Source organism: Streptomyces sp. NPDC045678 (assembly GCF_056432085.1).
In genome coordinates, this window is the sequence record NZ_JBWKJS010000001.1 from 804466 (window position 1) to 824875 (window position 20410).

A 20410-nucleotide genomic window follows, 5' to 3' on the forward strand; every position below is an offset into this window, starting at 1 on the left:
CGTGACCCGGATCGTCGCCAGCGACCTCGACCGCACCCTCATCTACTCCGCCGCCGCGCTCGGTCTGACCATGCCGGACGCGGAGGCGCCGCGGCTGCTCTGCGTCGAGGTGTACGAGGGCAGGCCGCTGTCGTACGTCACCGAGACCGCCGCCGGGCTCCTCGACGAGCTGGGCCGCACGGGCGTCTTCGTGCCGACCACGACGCGTACGCGCGAACAGTACGGGCGCATCCGTCTTCCCGGCCCCGCGCCGAAGTTCGCGGTCTGCGCCAACGGCGGGCACCTGCTCGTCGACGGCGTCTCCGACCCCGACTGGCAGGTGGCGGTCGCGCGCCGCCTCGCCGCGGAGTGCGCGACGCTCGACGAGGTCCGCGCCCATCTGGTGCGCACCGCCGACCCCGCCTGGCTGCTCAAGGAACGCGTCGCCGAGGACCTCTTCGCGTACCTCGTCGTCGAGCGGGCGCTGCTGCCCGAGGAGTGGGTCAAGGAGCTCGCCGTCTGGGCGGAGGGGCGCGGCTGGACGGTCTCGCTGCAGGGCCGCAAGCTGTACGCCGTACCGAAGCCGCTCACCAAGAGCGCGGCCGTGCGGGAGGTCGCGCGGCGGGCCGGGGCCGAGGAGATCCTCGCCGCGGGCGACTCGCTGCTCGACGCGGACCTGCTGCTCGCGGCGGACCGGTCCTGGCGGCCGGGGCACGGGGAGCTCGCGGACACGGGGTTCATGGCGGCGGGGCTCACGGTGCTTTCGGAGCGGGGGATCGCGGCGGGGGAGAAGATCGCCGGGGCGTTCCTGTCGGCGGTGGGGCCCCAGTAACCTGGGGCCATGCCTCGTTATGAGTACCGGTGCCGGTCCTGTGGTGACACGTTCGAGCTGTCGCGCCCGATGGCGGAGTCGGGGGCGCCGGCGTCCTGCCCTGCCGGACACGAGGACACGGTGAAGCTGTTGTCCACGGTGGCGGTAGGGGGTTCCGCGTCGTCCTCGTCCTCACCCGCGCCCTCGTCCGCGCCCGGTGGAGGCGGATGCTGTGGGGGCGGTTGCTGCGGCTGAGGTCGCCCTTGGAGGAGATGCGGGGGGCGGCTCGGGGCGGCGCGGGGGCGGTTCCGGGGCGGTCCGGTTGTGGTGAGCTGCGGGTGCGTGGTGGCTGATCGCGCAGTTCCCCGCGCCCCTGGGTGGTCCGTCCGGGTCTGCGTCGCGATCGTGCCCCTGGGTGGTCCGTCTGGGGCTGCGTCGCGATCGTGCCCCTGGGTGGTCCGTCTGGGCCTGCGTCGCCATCGTGCCCCTGGGTGGTCCGTCTGGGCCTGCGTCGCCATCGCGCCCCTGGGTGGTCCGTCTGGGCCTGCGTCGCCATCGCGCTCCAGGTTGGTTCGCCTGGGCCTGCGTCACCGTCGTGCCCCTGGGAAGTCCACCCGGGGCTGTGCCGAAGGCGCGCGGGTCAGCGGAGCACCGTGCCTGTTCCTGCGGTCAGCAGGGGGAGTTCCGATCTTGTGGGGGCTCCCTCCCAGTCGCCTCGGGAGGCCACCGCGAACGCACCCGTGGTGATGGCGCGGTCCAGGCGGGTCGCCACGTCCGCGCCGTCGAGCAGCGCCGACAAGTAGCCGGCCACGAACGCGTCGCCCGCTCCTACCGCGTCCACCGCGTGGACCTGCCGTGCGGGGGAGTGCAGCGTGTCGTCGGCCGTGTGGACGGTGGCTCCCCGGGCGCCGAGCTTGACCACGAGTTCGCGGATCCCTTCGGACAGGAGAGACCTCTCCGGCTCCGCGGACGGGAGGCACAGGGGGAGTTCGTCGTCGGAGGCGATGAGCACGTCGACGTAGGGGAGCCACGCGCGGAGCTCCGTCGACGCCTCGTCGGAACTCCACAGGCGGGAGCGGAAGTTCACGTCCAGGCAGACCTGCGTGCCGTGGTCGCGGGCGAGCCGCAGGGCGCGACGGCAGGCCTCCGCCGGCGACGGGCCCAGGGCCGGGGTGATGCCCGTGAGGTGCAGGACGCGCGGCGCCCCCGCCGCGAACGCCGCGTCGACGGCGTCGGGGGCCAGCCGTGAACCCGCCGAGCCCGCGCGGTAGTAGTGCACGCGGGTCACATCCGGCAGCCGGGGTTCGAAGAGGAGCAGACCCGTCGGCGCCGACGGATCACGCGTGGCCGCGCCGACGTCGACGCCCTCCGCGCGCAGCGTGCGCAGCACCAGCTCGCCGGCCTCGTCGTCACCGACCGCCCCCGCCCAGCGGACGGCGTGACCGAGGCGCGACAGGCCGATGGCGACGTTGCTCTCGGCGCCGGCGACGGAGACGTCGAGGGAGCCGCCCAGTTTCAGGGGGCCGCTGCCGCGCAGGGCCACCATGGTCTCGCCGAGCGTGAGGACGTTGGGGGCTTCGGGGGCTTCGGGGCTTTCGGGGGTGTCGCGGATGTCGCGGATGTCGTGGGTATCGGGGGGCGTGCTCATCGGGGGGACACCTCCTCCGTCACCCGCACGAACTCCGCCGCCCGCGCGCGCAGCGCGTCCAGGTCGCCGCCGTCGGCCGCGTCGCCGATCAGCGGTGAGCCGACGCCCACCGCGACCGCGCCGAGCTCCAGATACGCCTCCGCGGCCACCGCGTCCACGCCGCCGACCGGCACGAACGGGACGTCGGGGAACGGGGCGCGCAACGCCTTGAGGTAGGTGGGGCCGCCCATCGCCGACGCGGGGAAGATCTTCAGCGCCGTCACGCCCGCCGCGCGGGCCGCGATGACGTCGGTGGGCGTGAGGACGCCGCCGAGCACCGGGAGGCCGAGCCGGGCGGCCTCGTCGACGCCCGCGCCGAGCCCGGGCGTCACGATGAGGTTGGCGCCCGCGTCGGCCGCCCGGCGCGCGTCGTCGGCGGTGAGTACGGTCCCCGCGCCGAGCCACGCGTCCGCGCCCAGCTCCGCCCGCGCCCGCCGCAGCACGCCGAGCGCGTCGGCGCCGCTGAGGGAGACCTCGACGAGGGGGACGCCGGACTCCACGAGCGTCATGACCGTACGGAAAGAGGCGTCGGGGTCGGAGCCGCGCACGATGGCGACGAGGCGCCGCGCCCGGAGAGCCGCGGGGAAGGCCGGGGAAGAGGCGAGCATCTCCCCACGTTCGCACAGCCGTTTCAGCCGGAGAGATCCGGGTGGCGCGCCTTCCAGTAGGGGTTGTCGTGCGAAAGACCGCCGCTGACCCTGCCGTACATCCCGAAAACCATCAGCAGCAGCCCCACCACGAAGCTGAAGAGGACGTTCTGCATCCGGAACGCCAGGATGTTCTGGCTGCGGTCCAGCAGGGCGAGGTTGACGAAGCCGCTGACGACGAACAGGATCCCCAGGACCATGTTCAGGGTCGAGGCGAAGTTGCCGCCGATCACCATGCCGACGAGCAGCAGCAGTCCGACGGCGATCGACAGGACGCTGAGGGCACCGTTCGTGCTGAGGCCGACGACCGTGTCGCCGCGCGTGTCGAAAACCCGACCTTGTCGATGAGCCCGAGAACGCCGAACGCGAGCAGGATGAGTCCCATCAGACCCGCGCCCGTGCGGTAGACCTGGTTCAGCCGGTGGTCCACGGGCAGGTGCTCGTCGAGCGTGATGCGGCGCCGCTCCCGTCGCCCCCACCGATTTCGTTGCCCCCGCTTCGTCCCCGGATGAAGCGCATGTGTGGCCATGGCCGCCTCCTGGTGCGTGCGTGACTCCAGGATCCGCCCGTACGACAGGGTCTGCCGCACGCACACGCACACGCACACGCACACGCACCCGCACACGCACACGCACCCGCACCTGCGCCACGTCCACGTCCACGTCCACGCGCACGTGCGCGGCGGTCGGGCGGTGGTCGGGGCGCGCTTGGTTGGGGGCGGGGCGTCAGGCGCCCTGCCCCCGCTCCTCCCGTATCTGCGCGACCACGCGGGCCACGGTCGTGCGGACCGCCTCGGTCTCGGTCAGGAAGTGCCAGTAGTCGGGGTGGCGGCCCTCCAGGGACGCCACCGCGCGGTCCAGGCGGGCCACGGACTCGTCGAGCGGGCGGGCGTGGCGCTGCTCGGGCGTCTGGCGGCCCGCCATCGCCAGGCGCTGCGCGTCCCGGATCGCGAAGCGAGTGCGCTCGATCTCCTGCTGCGGGTCCTTCGACACCGCGTTGAGCCGCTGGAGGCGGTCGCCGGCCGCGGAGACCGCCTCGTCCGTGGTGTTCAGCAGCGCCCGGACCGTGGAGAGCCGCGAGGTGGCGTCAGGCCAGCGCTGCTCGTCGCGCGCCCGCTGGGCCTCCTTCAGCTTGGCCTCGGCCTGGCGCACGTTCTCCGCCGCCTGGTCGGGGACGTGCTGCAGGTCCTGCCAGCACGCGGCGGTGAACCGGCGCCGCAGCTCGCTGAGGACCGGGTCGACCTGCCCCGTACGGGTCGTCAGGGCCTGCGCGCGGGTGCGCAGCGAGACCAGGCGCCGGTCGATCTCGGCGGCCCGCTCGGGCAGCCGCTCGGCCTCGGCGCGCACGGCCTCGGCGTCGCGCAGGACGCGGTCGGCGCGCTGCAGCGTCTCCGGTACGCCGTGGCGGCCCGCGCCCTGGTTGAGCTTGGTCAGTTCGGGGCCGAGGGCCGCGAGGCGGGCGGCGAGGTCGTCGGCCTTGAGACCGGCCGCGCGCACGGAGTCCAGGGCGTTGCTCGCGGCGAGCAACGTCTGGCGGGCCCGCTCCACCGCGGGGGCGAGCCGGGCGAGCTGGGTCTCCGCCTTGTCGAGCAGCGGCCCGAGGCCCTGCTGGAAGCGCTCCAGGTCCTGCTTGGTCCTGCCCAGCTCCGTCTTCGCGGCGGTGAGCTCGGTCCTCGCGCGGGCCGCGACGGAGGACTCCAGGTCATCGCGGTCCAGGTCGTGGGCGTCCACCGCGCTGATGTACTGGTGGCTGACCTCGTCGATGCGGAGCCCGATCGCCTCGAAGTCGGACACGGCGCGCCGGGCCGCGGGCGAGGAGTCGACGGCGACGATCGTCTCGATGGAGATGCGGAGGTCGCGCTGGGCGGTGTCCAGTTCGTAGAAGGCCGCCGCGGCGGCGTCCTTCGCGGCCTGCGCCTCGGCACGCAGGCTCTCGCCGCGCCCGCCGAACCAGCGCCGGGTGCCGCCGCCCGCGAAGGCGGCCGGGACGGCGAGGGCGAGCAGCGGCAGGGAGAGGGTGACGGCGGTGACGAGGGCGAGGGTGTCACGCAGGGGGGCGCGGCGTGCGCTCCCGCGGAGCCGGCGGGAGGAGGCACCGCAGGCACGGACCGCGGGAGCCGCAGCAGTCGCAGGAGCCGCACGGCCCGCCGCCGCCTCGGCCACCCCTGCCGTGCCTCCCGCGTCTGTCGCCTCGGTCGCGCCTCTGACCCCTGCTCTGTCCGGTGTGTACGGCTGCGAAGGTGTCGCCGTCACTATCCCTCTCCCGTGCTGTCATCCGCCCTGCCCGGTGTCACATTCTCCCACCGGTTAAGGACGAATACACGGGCCCGTTAGTTCGCGCTGCGCACCGTGACTTTGCCGTCGGTGCTGTTGACGGAGACGTGGTGGGGGCTGCTGTCGTCCTTGGGCACCGACACGTCGACGGCGCTGTCGGAGGTCTCGGTCCGTACGTCGTACCGGACGCGCTCGCCGTTCTTCGAGTCCGGCACCGCGATGTCGACGGAGCCGTCCTTGGTGCGGGTCTCGACCCGGTCGGGCACGGAGGCCAGCTCCAGCCGTACGGCTCCGTCCTTGGCATCGACGGCCACGCGCCGGGACGTCACGTAGCGGGCGGTGACAGACGCGTCGGAGCTGCGCAGGTCGAGCGGTCCCGTGGCCCCCACCACGAGGATCGCCCCGTCGGAACTGTGCAGGTCGAGCGCGGCGCCGGCGTCCTTGACGGTGACGGACCCGTCCCGCGTACGCACCTTCATCGCGTCCCGGAACCCGCTCGCCGTGACCGGGCCGTCCCTGTTCTCGACGTGCACGGAGACTCCGCGGGGCACCTCCACGCGGTGCTTGGCCGAGCAGTTGGCGATGACTCCGGAGCACGACATGCCGAGCTTGAGGCGGTCGCCGTCCATCTCCCACGTCACCTTGGGGCCGCCGCCGAGCACGGTCTCCCCGTCGAACCACCGGGTCACCTTCACGCCCTCGGCGCCCCGGCCCGCCGGGACCAGTTCGAGCGAGGAGTCGCTGGACTCGACGGTCAGCGTCTTCCCCGCCAGGGCGAATGTCCGCCGCTCCGGCTCGGTGTCGTCATCGGCGTCCGCCCCGCACGCGCCGACGAGCAGGACGACGGCCACGGTTCCGCCGACGGAGGCGAGGGCGCGGGTGGCGCGGGCAGCGCCGGCCGCGCGTGGACGACGGGTGCGGACGACGGTCATGACGGGCTCCCCCTGGAATGATCTTGCTCTCTGCGACAGACTCTACGGAACCGCTCGAGGCGGGAGGATCCGGGCCGCCGCAGGATCCGGGGTGGGGTTAACCCCCGAACGCCGCCCTCCCGGCGACGACGCAAAAGGGGTTTGCAGGGCACTGCCCGCGGCAAGGTAGGCTGTCCACTCGTTCCCGGGCGCGTAGCTCAGGGGTAGAGCGCCTCCCTTACAAGGAGGATGTCGGCGGTTCGAAACCGTCCGCGCCCACCGGGTAATAAGTAGCAGGTGAGAGCCTGTTTTCGGACCCCCTGGCCATGATCGGCCGGGGGGTCTCTGCGTAGAGTCGTCGGCGGGGGCCGTACGAACAAACTAGACCGCCCCACCCCGAATACGGGGTGGGGCGGCGTGCTCTGACCGAGTCAGAGCCACGGATGGCCGGTAGGCGGACACGTGAACACCCCACACCGGACACCGCTCTCGCGCCGACCAGCGTTGATCCGTGCCATCCGATCCCTTGCCCGACTGGGCAATCACCCGCCGCCGGGCCGTCGGGCCGTCGGAGATCACGTACGTGCCGCACGCCTCAGCCGGAAGCTCTCTCAGGAGACCCTCGGCGAGAAGACGGGCCTCGACCGCAAGACGATCAACCGCATCGAGCAAGGCGCCTACGCGACCCTCGTCGATCACCTGATCCTCATCGCCGACGCACTCGAACTGCCGCTCCGCGACCTCGTGTAGAGCGGCCTCGGCCGGATCGGGGGAACCGGTCGAGGCCGCCGTTCGGCAGCGCGGATCAGGTGGCCGGCCCTTTCTCGCGCCAGTACGGGCCATCCAGAATGACGTTTTCCCGCCGCACGATCGCCCACGTGTCCGCCGCTGTCCGCCCTAGGGGCGTGCAGATGTGGCAGATGTGAGTGCCCGTGCTGCTCCGGATCGTCGGCGCCGGCGGCCCCGTGTGCGTGGTGCAGACGGGACCGCCCTCCAGGGACTGGCGGTTGTCACGTGGTGCCTGCCAGGCCTCGTCCGCTCCCGGCTCCGGGTCAGGTTGTGGCGGCAGCTGCTTCGAGCTCGTCCTTGCTCGCCCGGAACTCGTCGAACTCACCCGCGATCACCCCGTCGAAGAACTTGCTGATCTCCACCCGGCTCATGAGGAGGACCGGGGCGGCCGTGTCCTTGTCGTCGCTGATCGCGACCATGCGGGTCCCGTCCGGGATGCTGTGGTGCGGGTGGCCCTTGGCGTCCGGGGCCGCAGCGAGGATCACGCAGTCCTTCAGGATCGGGTCGAGGTCGGTTCGGCCCGCCTTGCGCCAGTCGAGCTGCGGTGCAGTCCAGTTGTCGTAGGGGATGGTGGTCCGGCCGTTGGTGAGCGTGCCCATGGGGCGCCTCCTTGGGGTGGGTCCTGGACAGGCCAGGGCTGGGACACCTGCCGTGCGGCAGGAGTTCGTGGGCGTAGGTCAGTCAGTTCGGGCCGACGCGGATCGGGCCGCTGCACGTGCCGTCTGCAGCGCTTCGCTCTCCTGCATGGCCGGGCAACGGCACGGGCATTCCGTGACGGATCCGACGACGAGTTGGGTCCCGCCGATGGCCACTACCGTCGTCAGCTGGCAGTCGTGCGGCTCGGCGGGCGCCTTCCGCAGCAGCGCCCGCAAACAGGGCGGGCACGGCACGAGAACGAGCTGTCGCGCTTTCACAGCTCTCCGCCGGGCCGGTAGGGCGTGAGGTCGCGCAGGCGGCGGCCGAGCTCCGCGCAGCGCATGGCCAGCACGAGAGGGCTGGGATCGTCGTCGCCCACCGTGTCGAGTAGCGCGTCGGTGGCGGCGTCCACGACCCGCTGGTGTGCGTGGAAGCTCATCGTGCCCTGACCGGCGGTTGCGGCAGCCTGCTCGGCGATCGGGAGGCGTCGGCGTACCTCGTGGCGCAGGCGAAGGTAGAGGTCGAGCAGCTGCTCCGGCGGGGGCCGGTCCCGGCATGCGGAGAACGCTCCGTCGATCAGGCGGTCGAGGTATCCGCCATCGACGCAGGGGCGGCAGGCTCGGGGAAACCAATGCACGACCGCGCCGAGGCACTTTGCGTCCTGGCGGCCGAGGCCAACAGCGTTAGCGGGCAAGGTGATGCCGCAGAACACGCAGTCCTGGCCGCGGACTTGCCCGTCGGACAACAGCCCCGTCGAGGGCAGCAGAGGCGCCGCGAGGCGGTCGGTGAGGGTCATCGGGCGCCTCCCGACTGCGGCCGCAGGCTGAGGGCCATGAGCGCGGCCACGGCCGGTACGGAGCACAGGACGCCAGCGGAGTGTGGTCGCACTGCCCAGTGCAGGCCGGTCGGTCCGGTGAGGTCGGCGGCGGGGACGCTGAGAAAGTGACCGGCGTCGAGCATGGGTGCGATCTCGCCGTAGGCCCATCGGGCGGGCGGGTAGGGGGTGATGAGTGCGTGGTACGTGTGCAGGAGGCTGTTGTGGATCACGGGGCCGTGGAGCAGCTCGGCCAGCGCCGTGGTGACGGTGTCGCGGTCTGTGGTTCCGACACTTGCGTGCACGAGCCGGGCGGGCAGGCACACTGCGCTGAACCGCAGGCCGAGGGGCAGCAGCGCCACTCCGCTGTCCGCCCATTCGCGATGGGCCTGGCTCGGCTCTGCCTGAGCGCGGGCGAGCCAGTCAATGGCCGCCGGGACACCTCTTGGCGTGGTCATCAGGACACCGCCGCAGTAAGCGTCGGGCCCGAGGAGCCCGCAGCGCACCCACACGTCTTCTTGAGCCGCACCTGGCCGTGCTCATCACGCACGGCCCCGCACTCAACGAGGGTGCGCGTGACTGCGCCGCAGTCCCAGAACGCCAGCCCGTGCAGGCGGGCGATGCTCACCTGCTCCACGGATTTGAGGAGTGTCTCCTCGGCAGTCGTCTCCATCGTGGGCCCCTGACCTGTCGGTGTCGATGCACAGATCATGGGCGTTGGAAGAGGTGGTAAGGGATACACCTTGTATCCCCGAAACTGCTTGTCAGGTGGCGCCGAGCCACCCCACGAAGTTGTCGAGTGACTCTGCATCCGCCCGTTTCAGACGGCGCAGGGTAGCCGCTGTGTCACGGGCCCACGGGTGCTCGCGGGTGTGCTGGGGAGCGATAAGCCGGGCCACCTTCAGAGACTCAAAGGCGTCGTCGAACCTGTTGCCCCAGAGTTGGGTGCGCGCCAACTCGATCCAGAATCCTGAGCGTCGTTCGGCCGGCAGATCGTCGGACGGAGCCCACTCCCGGGCGATGGAGAACGCGCGGTGGATGTGGTCGCTGCCAAGGCTCACGGCCACCGACACCTCATGCACCCGTACCGATTCCGGTCCGAACGCTGTCCCCAGGTACGTGCCTTCCGGTACGGCCTCGCTTAGTTGACGTGCTTCTCGCAGATGGTCGTCCGCAGCGTCTGCGTCACCGGCCCGGCCAGCGATGACGGCGGCTCGCATGTGCAGGGTGCCCCGTGCTGCCGAAGCCTGAGGGTCGGTCGGGGCAGGTGCTGCGTCGACGGCCGCCTCCAGTGCTTTGACGCCTGCTTCATGGGCGCGCGCGATGAAGAAGACCTCGGTTCGTACGTACGCCACCGATGCGGTCAGGAGCGGGTCCTCGGTATGAGGGGCGGCCCACCGCATCAGGTCGATGAGGCGCGCCGAGAGGTCGCGGGCGCCGTATTTGTATGCGACCGCGTCGGCGGAGCGGGCGGCGCCGACCATGAGGCGGGCCGCAGCCCGCCGGTCCGGGGCGGTGTGGAAGGCGGCGAGGGCGTCACCTAGGAGAGCCGGGGCGTGCTGCGCGATCTGGCCGTATTGGGCGCCGAGTCGCCAGGTGACGGCGTCGCTTACTGCGGTGTGCAACTCGTCGAGGCTGCGACGGGGCGGGTCAAGGGGGACGTCGTATCCAGCGATACTCGCCGAGATCCCCGGCAGGGCGGCATGCACGCGGCGTTCGGTACCGGTGAAGGAGGCCAAGAGCCGAGTCGGGTCGACGCCGAGCGCCGCGGCGATCGCTTCGAGAGCGGCGTCACTCGGGTGACGCGCGCCCCGCTCGATCCCTTTGATCGTGGCCAGGGACAGGTACGCCTTGCGGGCCAGGTCGATTTGCCGCATGTGCTTCGTCTTACGGGTGGTGGCGATGCGCCGCCCCACGTGATCATCAGATGCGGGCATACTGGCTCCAGTTCGAGGCGTCCACTTCGAACCGTACCCGCGCGGTAACGCGCTGGTGCGCGAACGGCCCCGCCTGTAATCCGCAGGTGGGGCCGCGTCGTTGACGATCAGTGTTGGACGATGCCCACGAGGTCCATGAGCGAGTTGATTCGGTAGTCCGCCACCGCGGCCACCTTTGGGTCATCCGCCCACAGATGCCCCCACGGGCCACGACAGAGATGGGCGGTGCGCAGTCCCGCGGCGTGGGCAGGGAGCGTGTCGTTCTGCGGGTGGTCGCCCACGTAGAGGATCTCCGCTGCCGCAGTGCCGGACACGGAGATAAGCCGCTCGTAGAACGCAGCCGATGGCTTGGCGACGCCCCACTCCCCTGACGTCGCGATCAGGTCCGTCGGAAGGTCGAGGGCCCGCAGCAGTTGGCCGGCCCTGGTTGTCTGGTTGCCCGCGATGATGACGCGCATACCGGCCTGGCGAAGCGCGGCGAGGGCTGGCCGGACGTCGTCGTACACGTCACTCTCGTCGAGGTACTCGCCTTGGCCCGCCTCGTCACGGGCCCGGTACTCCGCCGCGACATCGATGTGCGGCCGGACCAGGCGCAGCGCCTCGGCGTTGTCCTTACCCTGAGCGACCACGGCGCCGACGAGCGCTGACACCGTGTGGCGCGGTACGTGCAGCCAGTCGGCCCATGATGCCCAGTAGCGATCGTCACGGACGAGGGTCTCACCTACGTCGAATGCGATGGTGCGGATCATGCGGCGACCCTAGTTGGGCAAGCCGAGAGCATGACGAAAGGCCCCCTCCCGCCCGAAGGCGAGAGGGGGCCTGTGTCACGGGTATTGGCGGCGGGCGGGATCGAGAGCCGCCGTCTCAGGGCCCGGCCCGTCAGGATCGGGCTGCGGTGCCCCATCGCGGTGGCAGATCAGGGCGTCCGGATCGGAGGCCGGTGCCTGGAGGCTGTACCCGTCCGGGCACGACGGCCCGGCAGGACCACGCTCTCCGTCCGCGCCGTCCTTCCCCGCGGGTCCCTCGGGGCCGGCCGGGCCTGGCTCGCCTTGCGGTCCGGGCGGGCCCGCGGCGCCGTCCGCGCGAGGAGTGCCTGCCTCGCCGTCGGCCCCGCTCTCACCGCCCGCCCCGTCGGCGCCCGCCGCTCCGCGGTGGTGGCGTGGCGCATGGGTCCCCCCAGGCGTGTGTGTGGCCCGGAGCGTAGCGGGGCGGGGTGCTGGCGGGGGTGGGAACGGCGAAGTCCCGCCGCGGCGGGGGTTGCGCGCACGTTCCTCCGCAGCGCGACGCGACAATCCCGGCCTCGGTTGGCCCCCCGTTGAGAGAGGGGTGGTGACAGGGATTTCCTACCGCCATATCGGAAATTCCTAATCGGCCTGGGGTTGGCCTGTGGCTAAAGTTGCGTTCGGCGGCGGCTTTTGGGATCAAATCACTGTCGTCAATGAGCGCCCGAGTGAAAGGAATTGCTCGTGAATTGCAATACGCTGCGGGTTGGTGCCGCTACTGTCGCAGCGGCCATCGCGCTTGGCATTGCAGGAGCTACTGCCCAGGCGGCAACCGTAGAGCCGGTTCGCGCTGGGGCATCCTCCGCCGCGTCCGTCTTGTCCGAGCGTGACGCGGCTCGGCAGCTTGCTGTGAACCTTCTGAAGTACGAAGGTGAACGTTTCTCCCCTCAAGAGCGGGCCGAGCCGCAAGCAATTGCAAATGGCGACTTCGCTGAGAGCAAGAAGGGGCTCGACCCCCTTATTGCCCTTCTGAAGAAGGTTGGGGGGTTTGCCAAGGCTGTCGCGGGGAAGTTCGAGAACTTCAAGAAGTGGTTCAATGGCCTTCCCTGATACGTGAAGGGCCCTCTCAAGGCAGCGGGTGTTGCAAGTGACCTGTACGCCATCTGGCAGGCGTTTCACTGATTCATAGCGCATAAGCGACTAAGTGGGGTGCGCCAGTCAATGGTAGTGCGGCGCACCCCTCTTGTCCCCGCCGATAGCCTGAGAGGTTATGGATATGCATAGCGCCAGTGAGTCAACATCCGGTGAAGAGGGAAAAGGAGGAACTCCCTGCTGGATGCCCGCCGTTTTCCTCTTCGGCGCGGTATGTTGCATCTTCCGCTTCTGCGGCGTCTGGTCCTGGTGGGCCGCGTTTTGGGCTCCGGCATTTTCCGCGGCCGTAGGAATCGCAGCGTACGAATGGCGACTGGTCGCCGCCAATCTCTGGCGTATGCCCATCGGTGAATGGTGCCTGCTCGCCGTTGCCCATGCGGGCTGCGCGGCAGCCCTTGCGGGCATGCTGGGCCTGTGGCCTGACTGACTGTCATCCGAGAAGTCGTCTCCGCATGATGAAGGACATCGGCGATGAGAAGGGTATAGCCGCACTCCAGCAATAATTCGACAGTATTGGTGGTGCCGCGATGGCACGCCTCGTGGACCTCGTGCCTGGCCTCCGCGACGGCCGGCGCGGTCCGGTGGCCGGCTTCGGAACTGGGCCGACGCGGTGCGTGTCTGCCGGCGCGCGACCAGCGCGCCCACAGGGATGCTTGCGAGTGCCGCGTACCTGGAATCGGTCGGATGTCCCGTCCTCCTCGGCGATCTCGGGAAGGTTCCATCTCGGGAAGGTTCGGGCTCGGGAACGTTCCAGCGAGTAGCTCGAATGGGCTAACCGGCCGGTGGGCGGCCAGATCGGGTCGATCGCCTCAGGCGGGCCGCTGCGCGGCCTTCGCGGCGCTCTCCGTGCACGTTCCGTCACTTTCCTGGTTGCGGTGTGCCGCGACGCGGAGCGCGATGGAGGGAAGCGTGCGTCTGTCGTGGCGAGTAACGACATCGCCCGTCGCACGCTCCGAGGGAGTGATCACCCATGACGCAGGGCGAAGGCTTCACCAACCCCGACGGGCTCACGGGCCTGACGGCCTACGACCGGACCGGTGAGAAGATCGGCAGCGTCGAGCAGGTCTATCTCGACGACCGCAGCGGCCGCCCCGAGTGGGTCACCGTCAAGACCGGTCTCTTCGGCATGAAGCAGAGCTTCGTCCCGCTCGCCGGGGCCCGCCGCCAGGACGACCAGCTGCACGTGGCGACGACCAAGGAAGCCGTGAAGGACGCTCCCCGCATCGACGCCGACCAGCACATCGAACCGGGTGAGGAGCACGAGCTCTACGCCCACTACGGGCTGACCCGGCCCGAGTCGACCGACCGCGGTGCGGCCGGTCGTGCGCCGGCGGCCGGTATGCGCGGCCGTGAAGGCATGCGCGAGCGCGAGGGCGTGGCCGGGATGGCCGGTGCGGGCGCGGGTGCCGGCATGGTCGGAGCGGGCGCCGCGAGCCGGTCGACGGGACGCGACGACAGCAAGTCCGACGAGATGATCCGCTCCGAGGAGCGGCTGCGGGTCGGCACGGAAGAGGAAGTGGTCGGCCAGGCCCGGCTGCGCAAGGTGGTCGTCACCGAGGACGTGAAGACGTCCGTGCCCCTCTCGCACGAGGAGGTCCGGGTCGTCCGTGAGCCCATCCGCGAGGGTGACGGCACGCGCGCGACCATCGGCGAGGCCGAGGCCGAGGTGACCCTGCACGCCGAGAAGGCGGTCGTCCGCAAGGAGTCCGTGCCGGTCGAGCGCGTACGCCTCGAGACCGAGAGGGTCACCGAGACGGAAGAGGTCTCGGACACGGTGCGCAAGGAGCAGATCGAGTACGACCGCGCCAAGGGTGAGCGCGGCGCGAAGGGCGAGGGCTGGCGTGACCGGAAGCAGGGACCGCGTCACTGACGTGCCCTGCTGACGGACCGGCGCCGCTGCGGTGCCGTTCCGGTGCCGGTGCGAAGGCCCCCCGCCGATCTCGGCGGGGGGCCTTCGCCTGTCTCGTGCGTCTGTCTCGCGCACCTGTCTCGTGGCGAGGTCAGCGGCGGGATCCCGGGTGCGTTCTGCGGTACCGGCGGTCCCAGCGTTCCTGGCGCTCCTTGCGGATGCGGTAGTCGCGGTAGGTCTTGGGGTAGCCGCCGCCTCCTCCTCCGCTGCCGCCGCCTCCACCCATGCCTCCGGTGCTGCTCGCGGCGCCGCCGCCCGAACCGCTCTTCTTGGCGGCTGAGCCGCCCTCGTAGAAGCGCGCCAGGTAGAAGGCGAGTGCCGCCGCGGCGAGCCAGAACAGTGGCTGGCTGAAGCCCAGGCCGAAGAGGGCCAGGATCGCGACGACTATCAGGACGTTCAAGGCTGCACCTCCGTGGCTCGAAGGGGGCTCTCGTGCGTGGCTGATAGCGAGTCAACGCCCGCCTCCTGCGGCTGTCAATGGCTAGGAGGTGAGGACTCGTCCGGCGTCCCGTGGGCGTGCTTCAGGGCGGCGCGCGCGGCAACGTTGTCCGGTCCCGTGACCTGTTCCCAGTACTTGTGGCATGTCACGAAAACCGCCAACTCCCGCTCTTTCGCTCGGAGTTCCTCCACCTCTGCCTGCTCTTCCGGGGTCCATCCGGGGGACGCGGGGCGTTCCGTTCTGCGCCAGCCGGTCGCGTCGCTGAACCCGTCGTGGGGCTCGACCGACCAGGGCAGACGCTTGAGCAGTGCCAGGAGTGCGGAGCGGATCCGGTGCAGTTCCTCCTGGCCGGCGAGGAGGTCGCTCGGGAAGTCATGGGGGGCTGGGGTGGCAGGCACGCCGTAATGGTACTCCTGTTCGAATTACGTGTGCGAGTGAAGTGTGCGAGCGATCGGGCCGACTTCTTCGGGGGCGGGAACGGGACGCGTCACGGTGGCAAGCTGGAGGCATGTGCCGAAGCATCAAGACGCTGCGTCCGCCCGCGATCCCCGAGGACGCCACGGAGGAGGAGATCCGCGCGGCCGCGCTCCAGTACGTCCGCAAGGTCTCCGGCTTCCGCGCCCCGGCCGCCCACAACCGCGAGGTGTTCGACCGCGCGGTGGACGCGGTGGCGCAGGCGACGGCGGAACTGCTGGCGGGCCTGGAGGTGCGGGGCACCGCGGCGCGGCCCTCGTAGGCGCCTTCAGCGCCATCACGCCGTGCGGCGCCCTGGCCGTCCGGTGCCTTGATCGTGCGGTGTCCTGGCCGTCCTGCGTCTTGGCCGTCCTGCGTCTTGGCCGTGAGGCGTCTTGACTGTGCGGCGCCTTGGCTGTGCGGCGCCCTGATCGTGCGGCACCCTGGCCGTCCGGCACCTTGACCGTCCGGCGTCCTGGGTACCTGGCGCCTTGGCCGCGCGGCGCCTTGGCCGGTGCGGGGCCCTGATCGTCCGGTGCCTTGATCGTGTGGCGCCCTGGCCGTCCGGCACCTTGATCGTCCGGCGTCCTGGGTACCTGGCGCCTTGGCCGTGCGGCGCCTTGGCCGGTGCGAGACCCTGATCGTGCGGCGCCTTGGCCGTGCGGCGCGCCCTGATCGCCCCGTGCCTTGATCGTGCGGGCACCCCGGGAATCCGGCGCCCCGGGAATCCGGCGCCCCGGGCATCCGGCACCCCGGGCATCCGGCACCCCGAGCATCCGGCGCCCTGGTCGTCCGGCGCCTTGGATGTCCTGCGTACGGTCAACCGGGCGACAGTCAGTGCGGGATGCCCACTTGAGTGGCGTACGGTCAGCCGGCCGTCGTCGTCGGCTTCGGGCGGCGTACCAGGAAGGCCGCCCCCGCGCCCGCCGCGAACAGCGCGAGCAGGGAGACGCCCGTCGCCAGCCACGTCGCGCCCAGCCACTGGGCGCCGAAGTAGCCGAGGGCGACGCTGTAGCCGGCCCAGGCCACGCCCGCCAGGGCGGACCACGGGAGGAACTCGCGCACCTTGCGGTGGGCCGCGCCCGCGCCGAGGGAGACGATCGAACGGCCGGCCGGTGCGAAGCGGGCGATGACGACGAGGACGCCGCCGCCCCGTGCGAGCGCCGTGCCGAGGCGTTCCTGCGCGGTGGTCAGGCGCCGGGAACGGGCGATCGCGCGGTCGAGCCGTTCGCCGCCGCGCCAGGCGAGCCGGAAGGCGACCATGTCGCCGAGCACGGACGCCGTGGCCGCGCACAGGGTGAGCATCATGATGTCGGGCACGGCGTGCGGGACCTGCCCCGCCGCCCCCGTCCCCGCCGCCGCGGCAGCGGTCGCCGACATGATGACGATGACCCCGCTCGGCAGGACGGGCACGAAGACGTCGAACAGGACGGACAGGGCCACGACCGCGTAAATCCACGGACTGCCGGTCAACGCCCCCACAACTTCAAGCACCGTAACTCCCCGTTACTCCCCGATCGGCAGCGCGTTGCCGCTGTTGTCGCGGAGTACGGCAGGGGCGGCCTTGGTGACAGCTGTACAGCGTACGCCGCGTGCGGGGCGTAGAGATCCACTGGGGCTTAGATGTTCCCTACATCACGTTCACCCGGCTGCCTCCCTCGATGCGGCGTACGGCCGTGAAGTCCCGTACGAACGAGTAGGACGGGACGAGCGAGGGATGGTGCGGGCGATGGTGACGGTGACGGTGACTCGGACGCTGACGGGTGCGGCGGTGGCGGCCGCGGTGCTGGCCGCGAGTGGCGGGCCGGTGGGCACGGCGAACGCGGCGGCAGGGTCCGCCTGGGCGCGGGCCGAGGCGTGGTTCGCGCCGCCCACCGCCTTCATCCCGTCACCGGCGGTGACGTACGACACGGCCCTGGTGCCGACGGCGTCCTGGATCGAGGTCGTGCAGCGCAGCACCGAAGGCGGTGGCAGCGCCGAGGGTGGCGACAGTATCGAGGGCGGCGGCAGCATCGAGCGTGGCGGCACGACCGTCACGCTGCGCGTCAGAGGCATGAAGCCGGGGCACGCGTACGGCGTGCACGTCCACCGGAAGCCGTGCGCGGCGAAACCGGAGGCGGCCGGCGGCCACTACCAGCACCACGTCGACCCGGTCCAGCCCTCGAAGGACCCCGCCTACGTCAATCCGAAGAACGAGGTGTGGCTCGACTTCACCGCCGGAGCGGACGGCTCCGGAACGGCGACCGCACGGCACGGCTGGGGGTTCAGGCCCGGCGAGGCCGCGTCCGTCGTGCTGCACGACGAGCCGGGCGGCGCGGGTGACCGGGCCGCGTGCTTCACGGTGCCGTTCGCGGCTCTGCCGCAGGCGCAGAAGTCGGGCGGGGCGTGGGGGGTGTAGGGCGGCGGCCGAGGCGGCCCACCGGATGGCAACCGTTGGAGCACTCCTCCGTTCGTACGGCGACGGCGCCTGCTTTCCCGTACGTACGGGAAAGCAGGCGCCGTCGGACGATCCGTAGCGCGCCGTGCGGGTCAGGCCGCGACCGGCGTGCGCTTCGTGTCCGCGTCCTCCTTGTCGCCGCTCCCGCCGCGCGCGGCGAAGAGGCGGTCGAGGCCGAGCGCGCCGGACCCGGTGAAGACGAAGAGCAGCATGGCCCAGCAGAAGATCGCCGCGGCCTCGCCGCCGTTCTCCATGGGCCACAGGGCCTCGGGCTGGTGGACCTTGAAGTAGGCGTAGGCCATCGAGCCGGACGAGATGAACGCGGCGGCGCGGGTGCCGAGGCCCAGTAGGACCAGGGCGCCGCCGACGAGCTGGATGACGGCCGCGTACCAGCTGGGCCACGTGCCGGCGTCGATCGTGCCGCCGCCGTCCGCGCCGCCGAGGACGCCGAAGAGGGAAGCGGCGCCGTGGCAGGCGAAGAGCAGGCCGATCACTATGCGGAACAGGCCGAGGGCGTAGGGCTGGGCGCTGTTGAGACGTCCAGTCATGGTGGGGGACTCCTTCGGTTGGGGGACGGTAACCGAGCGGAGGCCCAAGATTAGGGCAACCTAATTAGTGCTTGCAAGTTCAACATTCGGTCATTCGGAGATTCCGCTTCGGCTCGGCCCGGGGCACGGGCGGCGCCGCGGCGGTGCCGGCGGCCGCGCGCAGGGCGGCCCGCGCCACCGCGTCGGCGTCCGAGAGCGTCACCGAGTCGACGCCGGGTCTCGCACCGGCAGCGGTCACCCAGTGGACCCCTTCCGTGGGCACGCCGAACGCGAACAGGCGCGGGTGGGCGCGCCCTTGACGGTCGATCAGGTGATAGGGGCGGGGGGACACGTCCAGGCCTCCGGTTTCGTACCCGTCGACCACGTGGGTCCGGCACCGGCCGTCCGCGAGGAGGCGCCGCAGCAGTGTGTCGCCGGTGCGCCGCAGGTCCGGTTCGGGCAGCCGGGCCTCTATCAGGGAGGTGACCCGGACGGCCGAGTCCGGCACGTCGGGGGAGTGCGCGAGGAAGGACCCGCCGTCGGGCCGCACGGCCAGGCGCGGCCCGAGCACGTCCAGGACCCCCGCCTCGATCAGCGCCGCCATCTCCTCGATGCGGCGGCGCGGCGGCCCGATGGAGAGGAAGGCGTTGAGCGGCGTGTACCAGCGGTCGAGGTGGTCGCGGCGCGAGACCCCGGAGAGCCCGCCGTGGTCGACGACGCCGCGGAGCTCGTTGCGCAGATCGCGGAGCACGTCGAGCGCGGCCTTCAACGGCCCCGCGACGTTCCCGAGCGCGGCCTGCGCGGCATCCTCGCGCAACCGCCCGAGCAGCCACGCGCGGTGGTCCCGTGGTGAGGCGAAGGGCCGGTCCTGATGCGGCGCGGAGAGCCGCTCCCAGGACCAGCGGTCGGCATCGTCGACACCGAACTCGTCCAGTACGAGGCGCTCCTGGGGGCTCCCGTGCTCAGCAGAGAGAAACCGTTCCCGGAAGGCACGGGTGCGCAGGCCGCCGCCTCCTGCGGAGACTCCGGGACCACTCTCGTCCCGCCCCGCGACCAGCGCCGCGTAATAGACCGTCTCCACCTCCTTCGCGATCAGCGGCCATATCTCGGCGAGGAAGTCGGGCGCGTCACCGCTGTCCGCGCGCTTGCGGAAGCGGGCGACCGTGTCGGCGGTGAGGACGGCCGGCTCGTGGCGGCCGTAGGGGCCCTTCGCGTTGTCGCCGCGCGCCTGGTACGGGACGCCGCGCCGCGATGCCGCGTACAGGCGCGGCTCGCGGCCCGACGGCTCGTAGCGCAGGGTGCCGTCGGGCGTGCGCACGTACCGGCCGCCGCGGGCCTCCGTCAGCAGCGCCATGTGGTCGAAGAAGTTGAGGCCCAGGCCGCGCAGCAGGACCGGCTCGCCGGGGTCGATGACGGACAGGTCCAGGTCGGCGGGGTTGGCGGGCGGGAAGTGGCGCAGGCCGTGCCGCGCCGCGTGGGCCGTCAGGCGTCGCCGCTCCGGTCCCGCGGCCGTCGGCAGGTGGCCCTGCGCGAGGACGACCGCGGAGAGCCCGGCCAGTTCGAGGCCGTCGTCCAGTACGAGGGTCTGGAGTCCGTCGGCCGTCTCGTCCAGGCCCACCGCACGCGCCGAATGCACCCGGACCCGGACCGTGCCGGGCGCCCGCCGCACCGCCTCGGCGAAGACCCACTCCAGATAGCGGCCGTAGCAGGCGCGGGTCGGATAGTCGTCGGGCCCGAGCCCGGGGACCCGCCCGTCGGCGGCCCATTCGTACAGGCTCGGACCCGTGCGTATCGGCCCCGAGCAGTCGACGCTCGCGTCGGTGAAGAGGGTCACCTGGGAGGCGACCGTGTTCATCAGGAGCTCGGCGGGCTGCGTCGTACGCCAGACGCGGCCCGCGCCCGGCGGATCCGGGTCGACGACATGGACCGTCAGGCGTGTCCCGCTCGGGAGGACTTCGGCCGCCGACGCGCAGAGCCGTTCGAGCACGCTGGTGCCGCGGGGGCCCGCGCCGACCAGGGCGAGCGCGAGCGCGGGCGCGGTCGCTTCGGTGGACGGGAGCGGTGCGGGTGCGGGCGCGGGTGCGGGTGGACGGGCAGGTGCAGACGGAGACAAAAGCGTGACTCCCGGGGCATTGAGGACGCTGGAACCGGACGGTCCGCATCATCATGCCGTCGGCACCCCCGCTGCCGAACCCCGACCGTGTAAGGGACTCGTGCCACAGGAACACCGCAGGAACCCTGATCCCCCACAGCCCCTTTACGAGCCGCCCGAGGACGAGAGCCGCCC

General features: G+C 71.6%; 23 protein-coding genes, 1 tRNA gene and 1 pseudogene. 9 read left to right on the forward strand and 16 right to left on the reverse strand.

What is annotated here, in order from left to right; translation table 11 throughout:
- The first annotated feature begins 1 nt into the window (after window position 1).
- Together AC07DO_RS03495 and AC07DO_RS03500 are read left to right on the forward strand one after the other, a co-directional pair.
- A complete protein-coding gene (locus AC07DO_RS03495; RefSeq protein WP_479057512.1) occupies window positions 2–811 on the forward strand; it encodes an HAD family hydrolase in 810 nt (269 codons plus the stop codon).
- 9 nt (window positions 812–820) lie between these two features.
- Complete coding sequence (locus AC07DO_RS03500) at window positions 821–1045, forward strand: FmdB family zinc ribbon protein (RefSeq protein ID WP_479056718.1); 225 nt, start codon at window positions 821–823, stop codon at window positions 1043–1045.
- A 385-nt stretch (window positions 1046–1430) separates the two neighbouring features.
- On the opposite strand, the gene AC07DO_RS03505 is transcribed toward AC07DO_RS03500, so the two are convergent.
- The 5 genes and pseudogenes from AC07DO_RS03505 to AC07DO_RS03525 form a co-directional block, all read right to left on the reverse strand.
- On the reverse strand, window positions 1431–2438 hold the full coding sequence (locus AC07DO_RS03505; RefSeq protein ID WP_479056720.1) for a sugar kinase: 1008 nt from the start codon (window positions 2436–2438) through the stop codon (window positions 1431–1433).
- Window positions 2435–3085 (reverse strand): bifunctional 4-hydroxy-2-oxoglutarate aldolase/2-dehydro-3-deoxy-phosphogluconate aldolase, encoded by a 651-nt coding sequence (locus AC07DO_RS03510; protein ID WP_479056721.1) that lies wholly within the window; start codon window positions 3083–3085, stop codon window positions 2435–2437. Before AC07DO_RS03510 ends, AC07DO_RS03505 begins: the two co-directional genes overlap by 4 nt.
- A 23-nt stretch (window positions 3086–3108) precedes the next feature.
- Window positions 3109–3653: pseudogene (locus tag AC07DO_RS03515) on the reverse strand (DUF4383 domain-containing protein).
- Between the two features lie 196 nt (window positions 3654–3849).
- Window positions 3850–5286: a hypothetical protein gene (locus AC07DO_RS03520; protein ID WP_479056722.1), complete on the reverse strand. Its 1437-nt coding sequence runs from the start codon at window positions 5284–5286 to the stop codon at window positions 3850–3852.
- 167 nt (window positions 5287–5453) lie between these two features.
- Window positions 5454–6329, reverse strand: coding sequence for a DUF4097 family beta strand repeat-containing protein (locus AC07DO_RS03525; RefSeq protein WP_479056723.1), 876 nt, complete (start codon window positions 6327–6329; stop codon window positions 5454–5456).
- A gap of 186 nt (window positions 6330–6515) precedes the next feature.
- On the opposite strand from AC07DO_RS03525, the gene AC07DO_RS03530 reads away from it, so the two are divergent.
- Together AC07DO_RS03530 and AC07DO_RS03535 are read left to right on the forward strand one after the other, a co-directional pair.
- Window positions 6516–6587 (forward strand) — tRNA-Val (locus tag AC07DO_RS03530).
- A gap of 183 nt (window positions 6588–6770) precedes the next feature.
- Complete coding sequence (locus AC07DO_RS03535) at window positions 6771–7058, forward strand: helix-turn-helix transcriptional regulator (RefSeq protein ID WP_479056724.1); 288 nt, start codon at window positions 6771–6773, stop codon at window positions 7056–7058.
- A 302-nt stretch (window positions 7059–7360) separates the two neighbouring features.
- Here the strand turns inward: AC07DO_RS03535 and AC07DO_RS03540 are convergent, their stop codons facing one another.
- The 6 genes from AC07DO_RS03540 to AC07DO_RS03565 all read right to left on the reverse strand — a co-directional run bounded on the left by AC07DO_RS03540 (window position 7361) and on the right by AC07DO_RS03565 (window position 11233).
- Window positions 7361–7696 carry a DUF397 domain-containing protein gene (locus AC07DO_RS03540; RefSeq protein ID WP_479056725.1) on the reverse strand — a complete coding sequence of 112 codons (336 nt, stop codon included), beginning with the start codon at window positions 7694–7696 and terminating at the stop codon, window positions 7361–7363.
- 311 nt (window positions 7697–8007) lie between these two features.
- Complete coding sequence (locus AC07DO_RS03545) at window positions 8008–8529, reverse strand: DUF6415 family natural product biosynthesis protein (RefSeq protein ID WP_479056726.1); 522 nt, start codon at window positions 8527–8529, stop codon at window positions 8008–8010.
- Window positions 8526–9005 carry a hypothetical protein gene (locus tag AC07DO_RS03550; protein ID WP_479056727.1) on the reverse strand — a complete coding sequence of 160 codons (480 nt, stop codon included), beginning with the start codon at window positions 9003–9005 and terminating at the stop codon, window positions 8526–8528. Before AC07DO_RS03550 ends, AC07DO_RS03545 begins: the two co-directional genes overlap by 4 nt.
- Window positions 9005–9220 carry a hypothetical protein gene (locus AC07DO_RS03555; protein ID WP_479056728.1) on the reverse strand — a complete coding sequence of 72 codons (216 nt, stop codon included), beginning with the start codon at window positions 9218–9220 and terminating at the stop codon, window positions 9005–9007. The genes AC07DO_RS03550 and AC07DO_RS03555 overlap by 1 nt, the downstream gene beginning before the upstream one ends.
- Before the next feature lie 91 nt (window positions 9221–9311).
- Window positions 9312–10484 carry a helix-turn-helix domain-containing protein gene (locus tag AC07DO_RS03560; protein WP_479056730.1) on the reverse strand — a complete coding sequence of 391 codons (1173 nt, stop codon included), beginning with the start codon at window positions 10482–10484 and terminating at the stop codon, window positions 9312–9314.
- A gap of 107 nt (window positions 10485–10591) precedes the next feature.
- The gene (locus AC07DO_RS03565) at window positions 10592–11233 is read right to left on the reverse strand and encodes an HAD family hydrolase (protein WP_479056731.1); all 642 of its coding nucleotides are present in this window, start codon (window positions 11231–11233) and stop codon (window positions 10592–10594) included.
- Between the two features lie 717 nt (window positions 11234–11950).
- Between AC07DO_RS03565 and AC07DO_RS03570 the strand changes: the two genes are divergently transcribed.
- The 3 genes from AC07DO_RS03570 to AC07DO_RS03580 all read left to right on the forward strand — a co-directional run bounded on the left by AC07DO_RS03570 (window position 11951) and on the right by AC07DO_RS03580 (window position 14228).
- A complete protein-coding gene (locus AC07DO_RS03570) occupies window positions 11951–12316 on the forward strand; it encodes a hypothetical protein (RefSeq protein WP_479056733.1) in 366 nt (121 codons plus the stop codon).
- Between the two features lie 226 nt (window positions 12317–12542).
- Complete coding sequence (locus tag AC07DO_RS03575) at window positions 12543–12785, forward strand: hypothetical protein (protein WP_479056734.1); 243 nt, start codon at window positions 12543–12545, stop codon at window positions 12783–12785.
- A 543-nt stretch (window positions 12786–13328) separates the two neighbouring features.
- Window positions 13329–14228, forward strand: a complete 900-nt coding sequence (locus AC07DO_RS03580; RefSeq protein ID WP_479056735.1) for a PRC and DUF2382 domain-containing protein — start codon at window positions 13329–13331, stop codon at window positions 14226–14228.
- Window positions 14229–14358: 130 nt separating this feature from the next.
- Here the strand turns inward: AC07DO_RS03580 and AC07DO_RS03585 are convergent, their stop codons facing one another.
- Window positions 14359–14667 (reverse strand): hypothetical protein, encoded by a 309-nt coding sequence (locus AC07DO_RS03585; RefSeq protein ID WP_479056736.1) that lies wholly within the window; start codon window positions 14665–14667, stop codon window positions 14359–14361.
- A 74-nt stretch (window positions 14668–14741) separates the two neighbouring features.
- On the reverse strand, window positions 14742–15104 hold the full coding sequence (locus tag AC07DO_RS03590; RefSeq protein ID WP_479056737.1) for a hypothetical protein: 363 nt from the start codon (window positions 15102–15104) through the stop codon (window positions 14742–14744).
- 110 nt (window positions 15105–15214) lie between these two features.
- On the opposite strand from AC07DO_RS03590, the gene AC07DO_RS03595 reads away from it, so the two are divergent.
- Window positions 15215–15442 (forward strand): DUF2277 domain-containing protein, encoded by a 228-nt coding sequence (locus AC07DO_RS03595; protein ID WP_479056738.1) that lies wholly within the window; start codon window positions 15215–15217, stop codon window positions 15440–15442.
- 584 nt (window positions 15443–16026) lie between these two features.
- Here AC07DO_RS03595 and AC07DO_RS03600 read toward each other — a convergent pair.
- Window positions 16027–16653 (reverse strand): DedA family protein, encoded by a 627-nt coding sequence (locus AC07DO_RS03600; protein WP_479056739.1) that lies wholly within the window; start codon window positions 16651–16653, stop codon window positions 16027–16029.
- Window positions 16654–16888: 235 nt separating this feature from the next.
- Here AC07DO_RS03600 and AC07DO_RS03605 point away from each other — a divergent pair, with 235 nt between their 5' ends.
- On the forward strand, window positions 16889–17557 hold the full coding sequence (locus tag AC07DO_RS03605; protein ID WP_479056740.1) for a superoxide dismutase family protein: 669 nt from the start codon (window positions 16889–16891) through the stop codon (window positions 17555–17557).
- Between the two features lie 131 nt (window positions 17558–17688).
- On the opposite strand, the gene AC07DO_RS03610 is transcribed toward AC07DO_RS03605, so the two are convergent.
- Both AC07DO_RS03610 and AC07DO_RS03615 read right to left on the reverse strand, forming a co-directional pair.
- Window positions 17689–18144 (reverse strand): DoxX family protein, encoded by a 456-nt coding sequence (locus tag AC07DO_RS03610; RefSeq protein ID WP_479056741.1) that lies wholly within the window; start codon window positions 18142–18144, stop codon window positions 17689–17691.
- A gap of 79 nt (window positions 18145–18223) precedes the next feature.
- The gene (locus tag AC07DO_RS03615) at window positions 18224–20236 is read right to left on the reverse strand and encodes an FAD/NAD(P)-binding protein (RefSeq protein WP_479056743.1); all 2013 of its coding nucleotides are present in this window, start codon (window positions 20234–20236) and stop codon (window positions 18224–18226) included.
- Window positions 20237–20410: the final 174 nt, after the last annotated feature.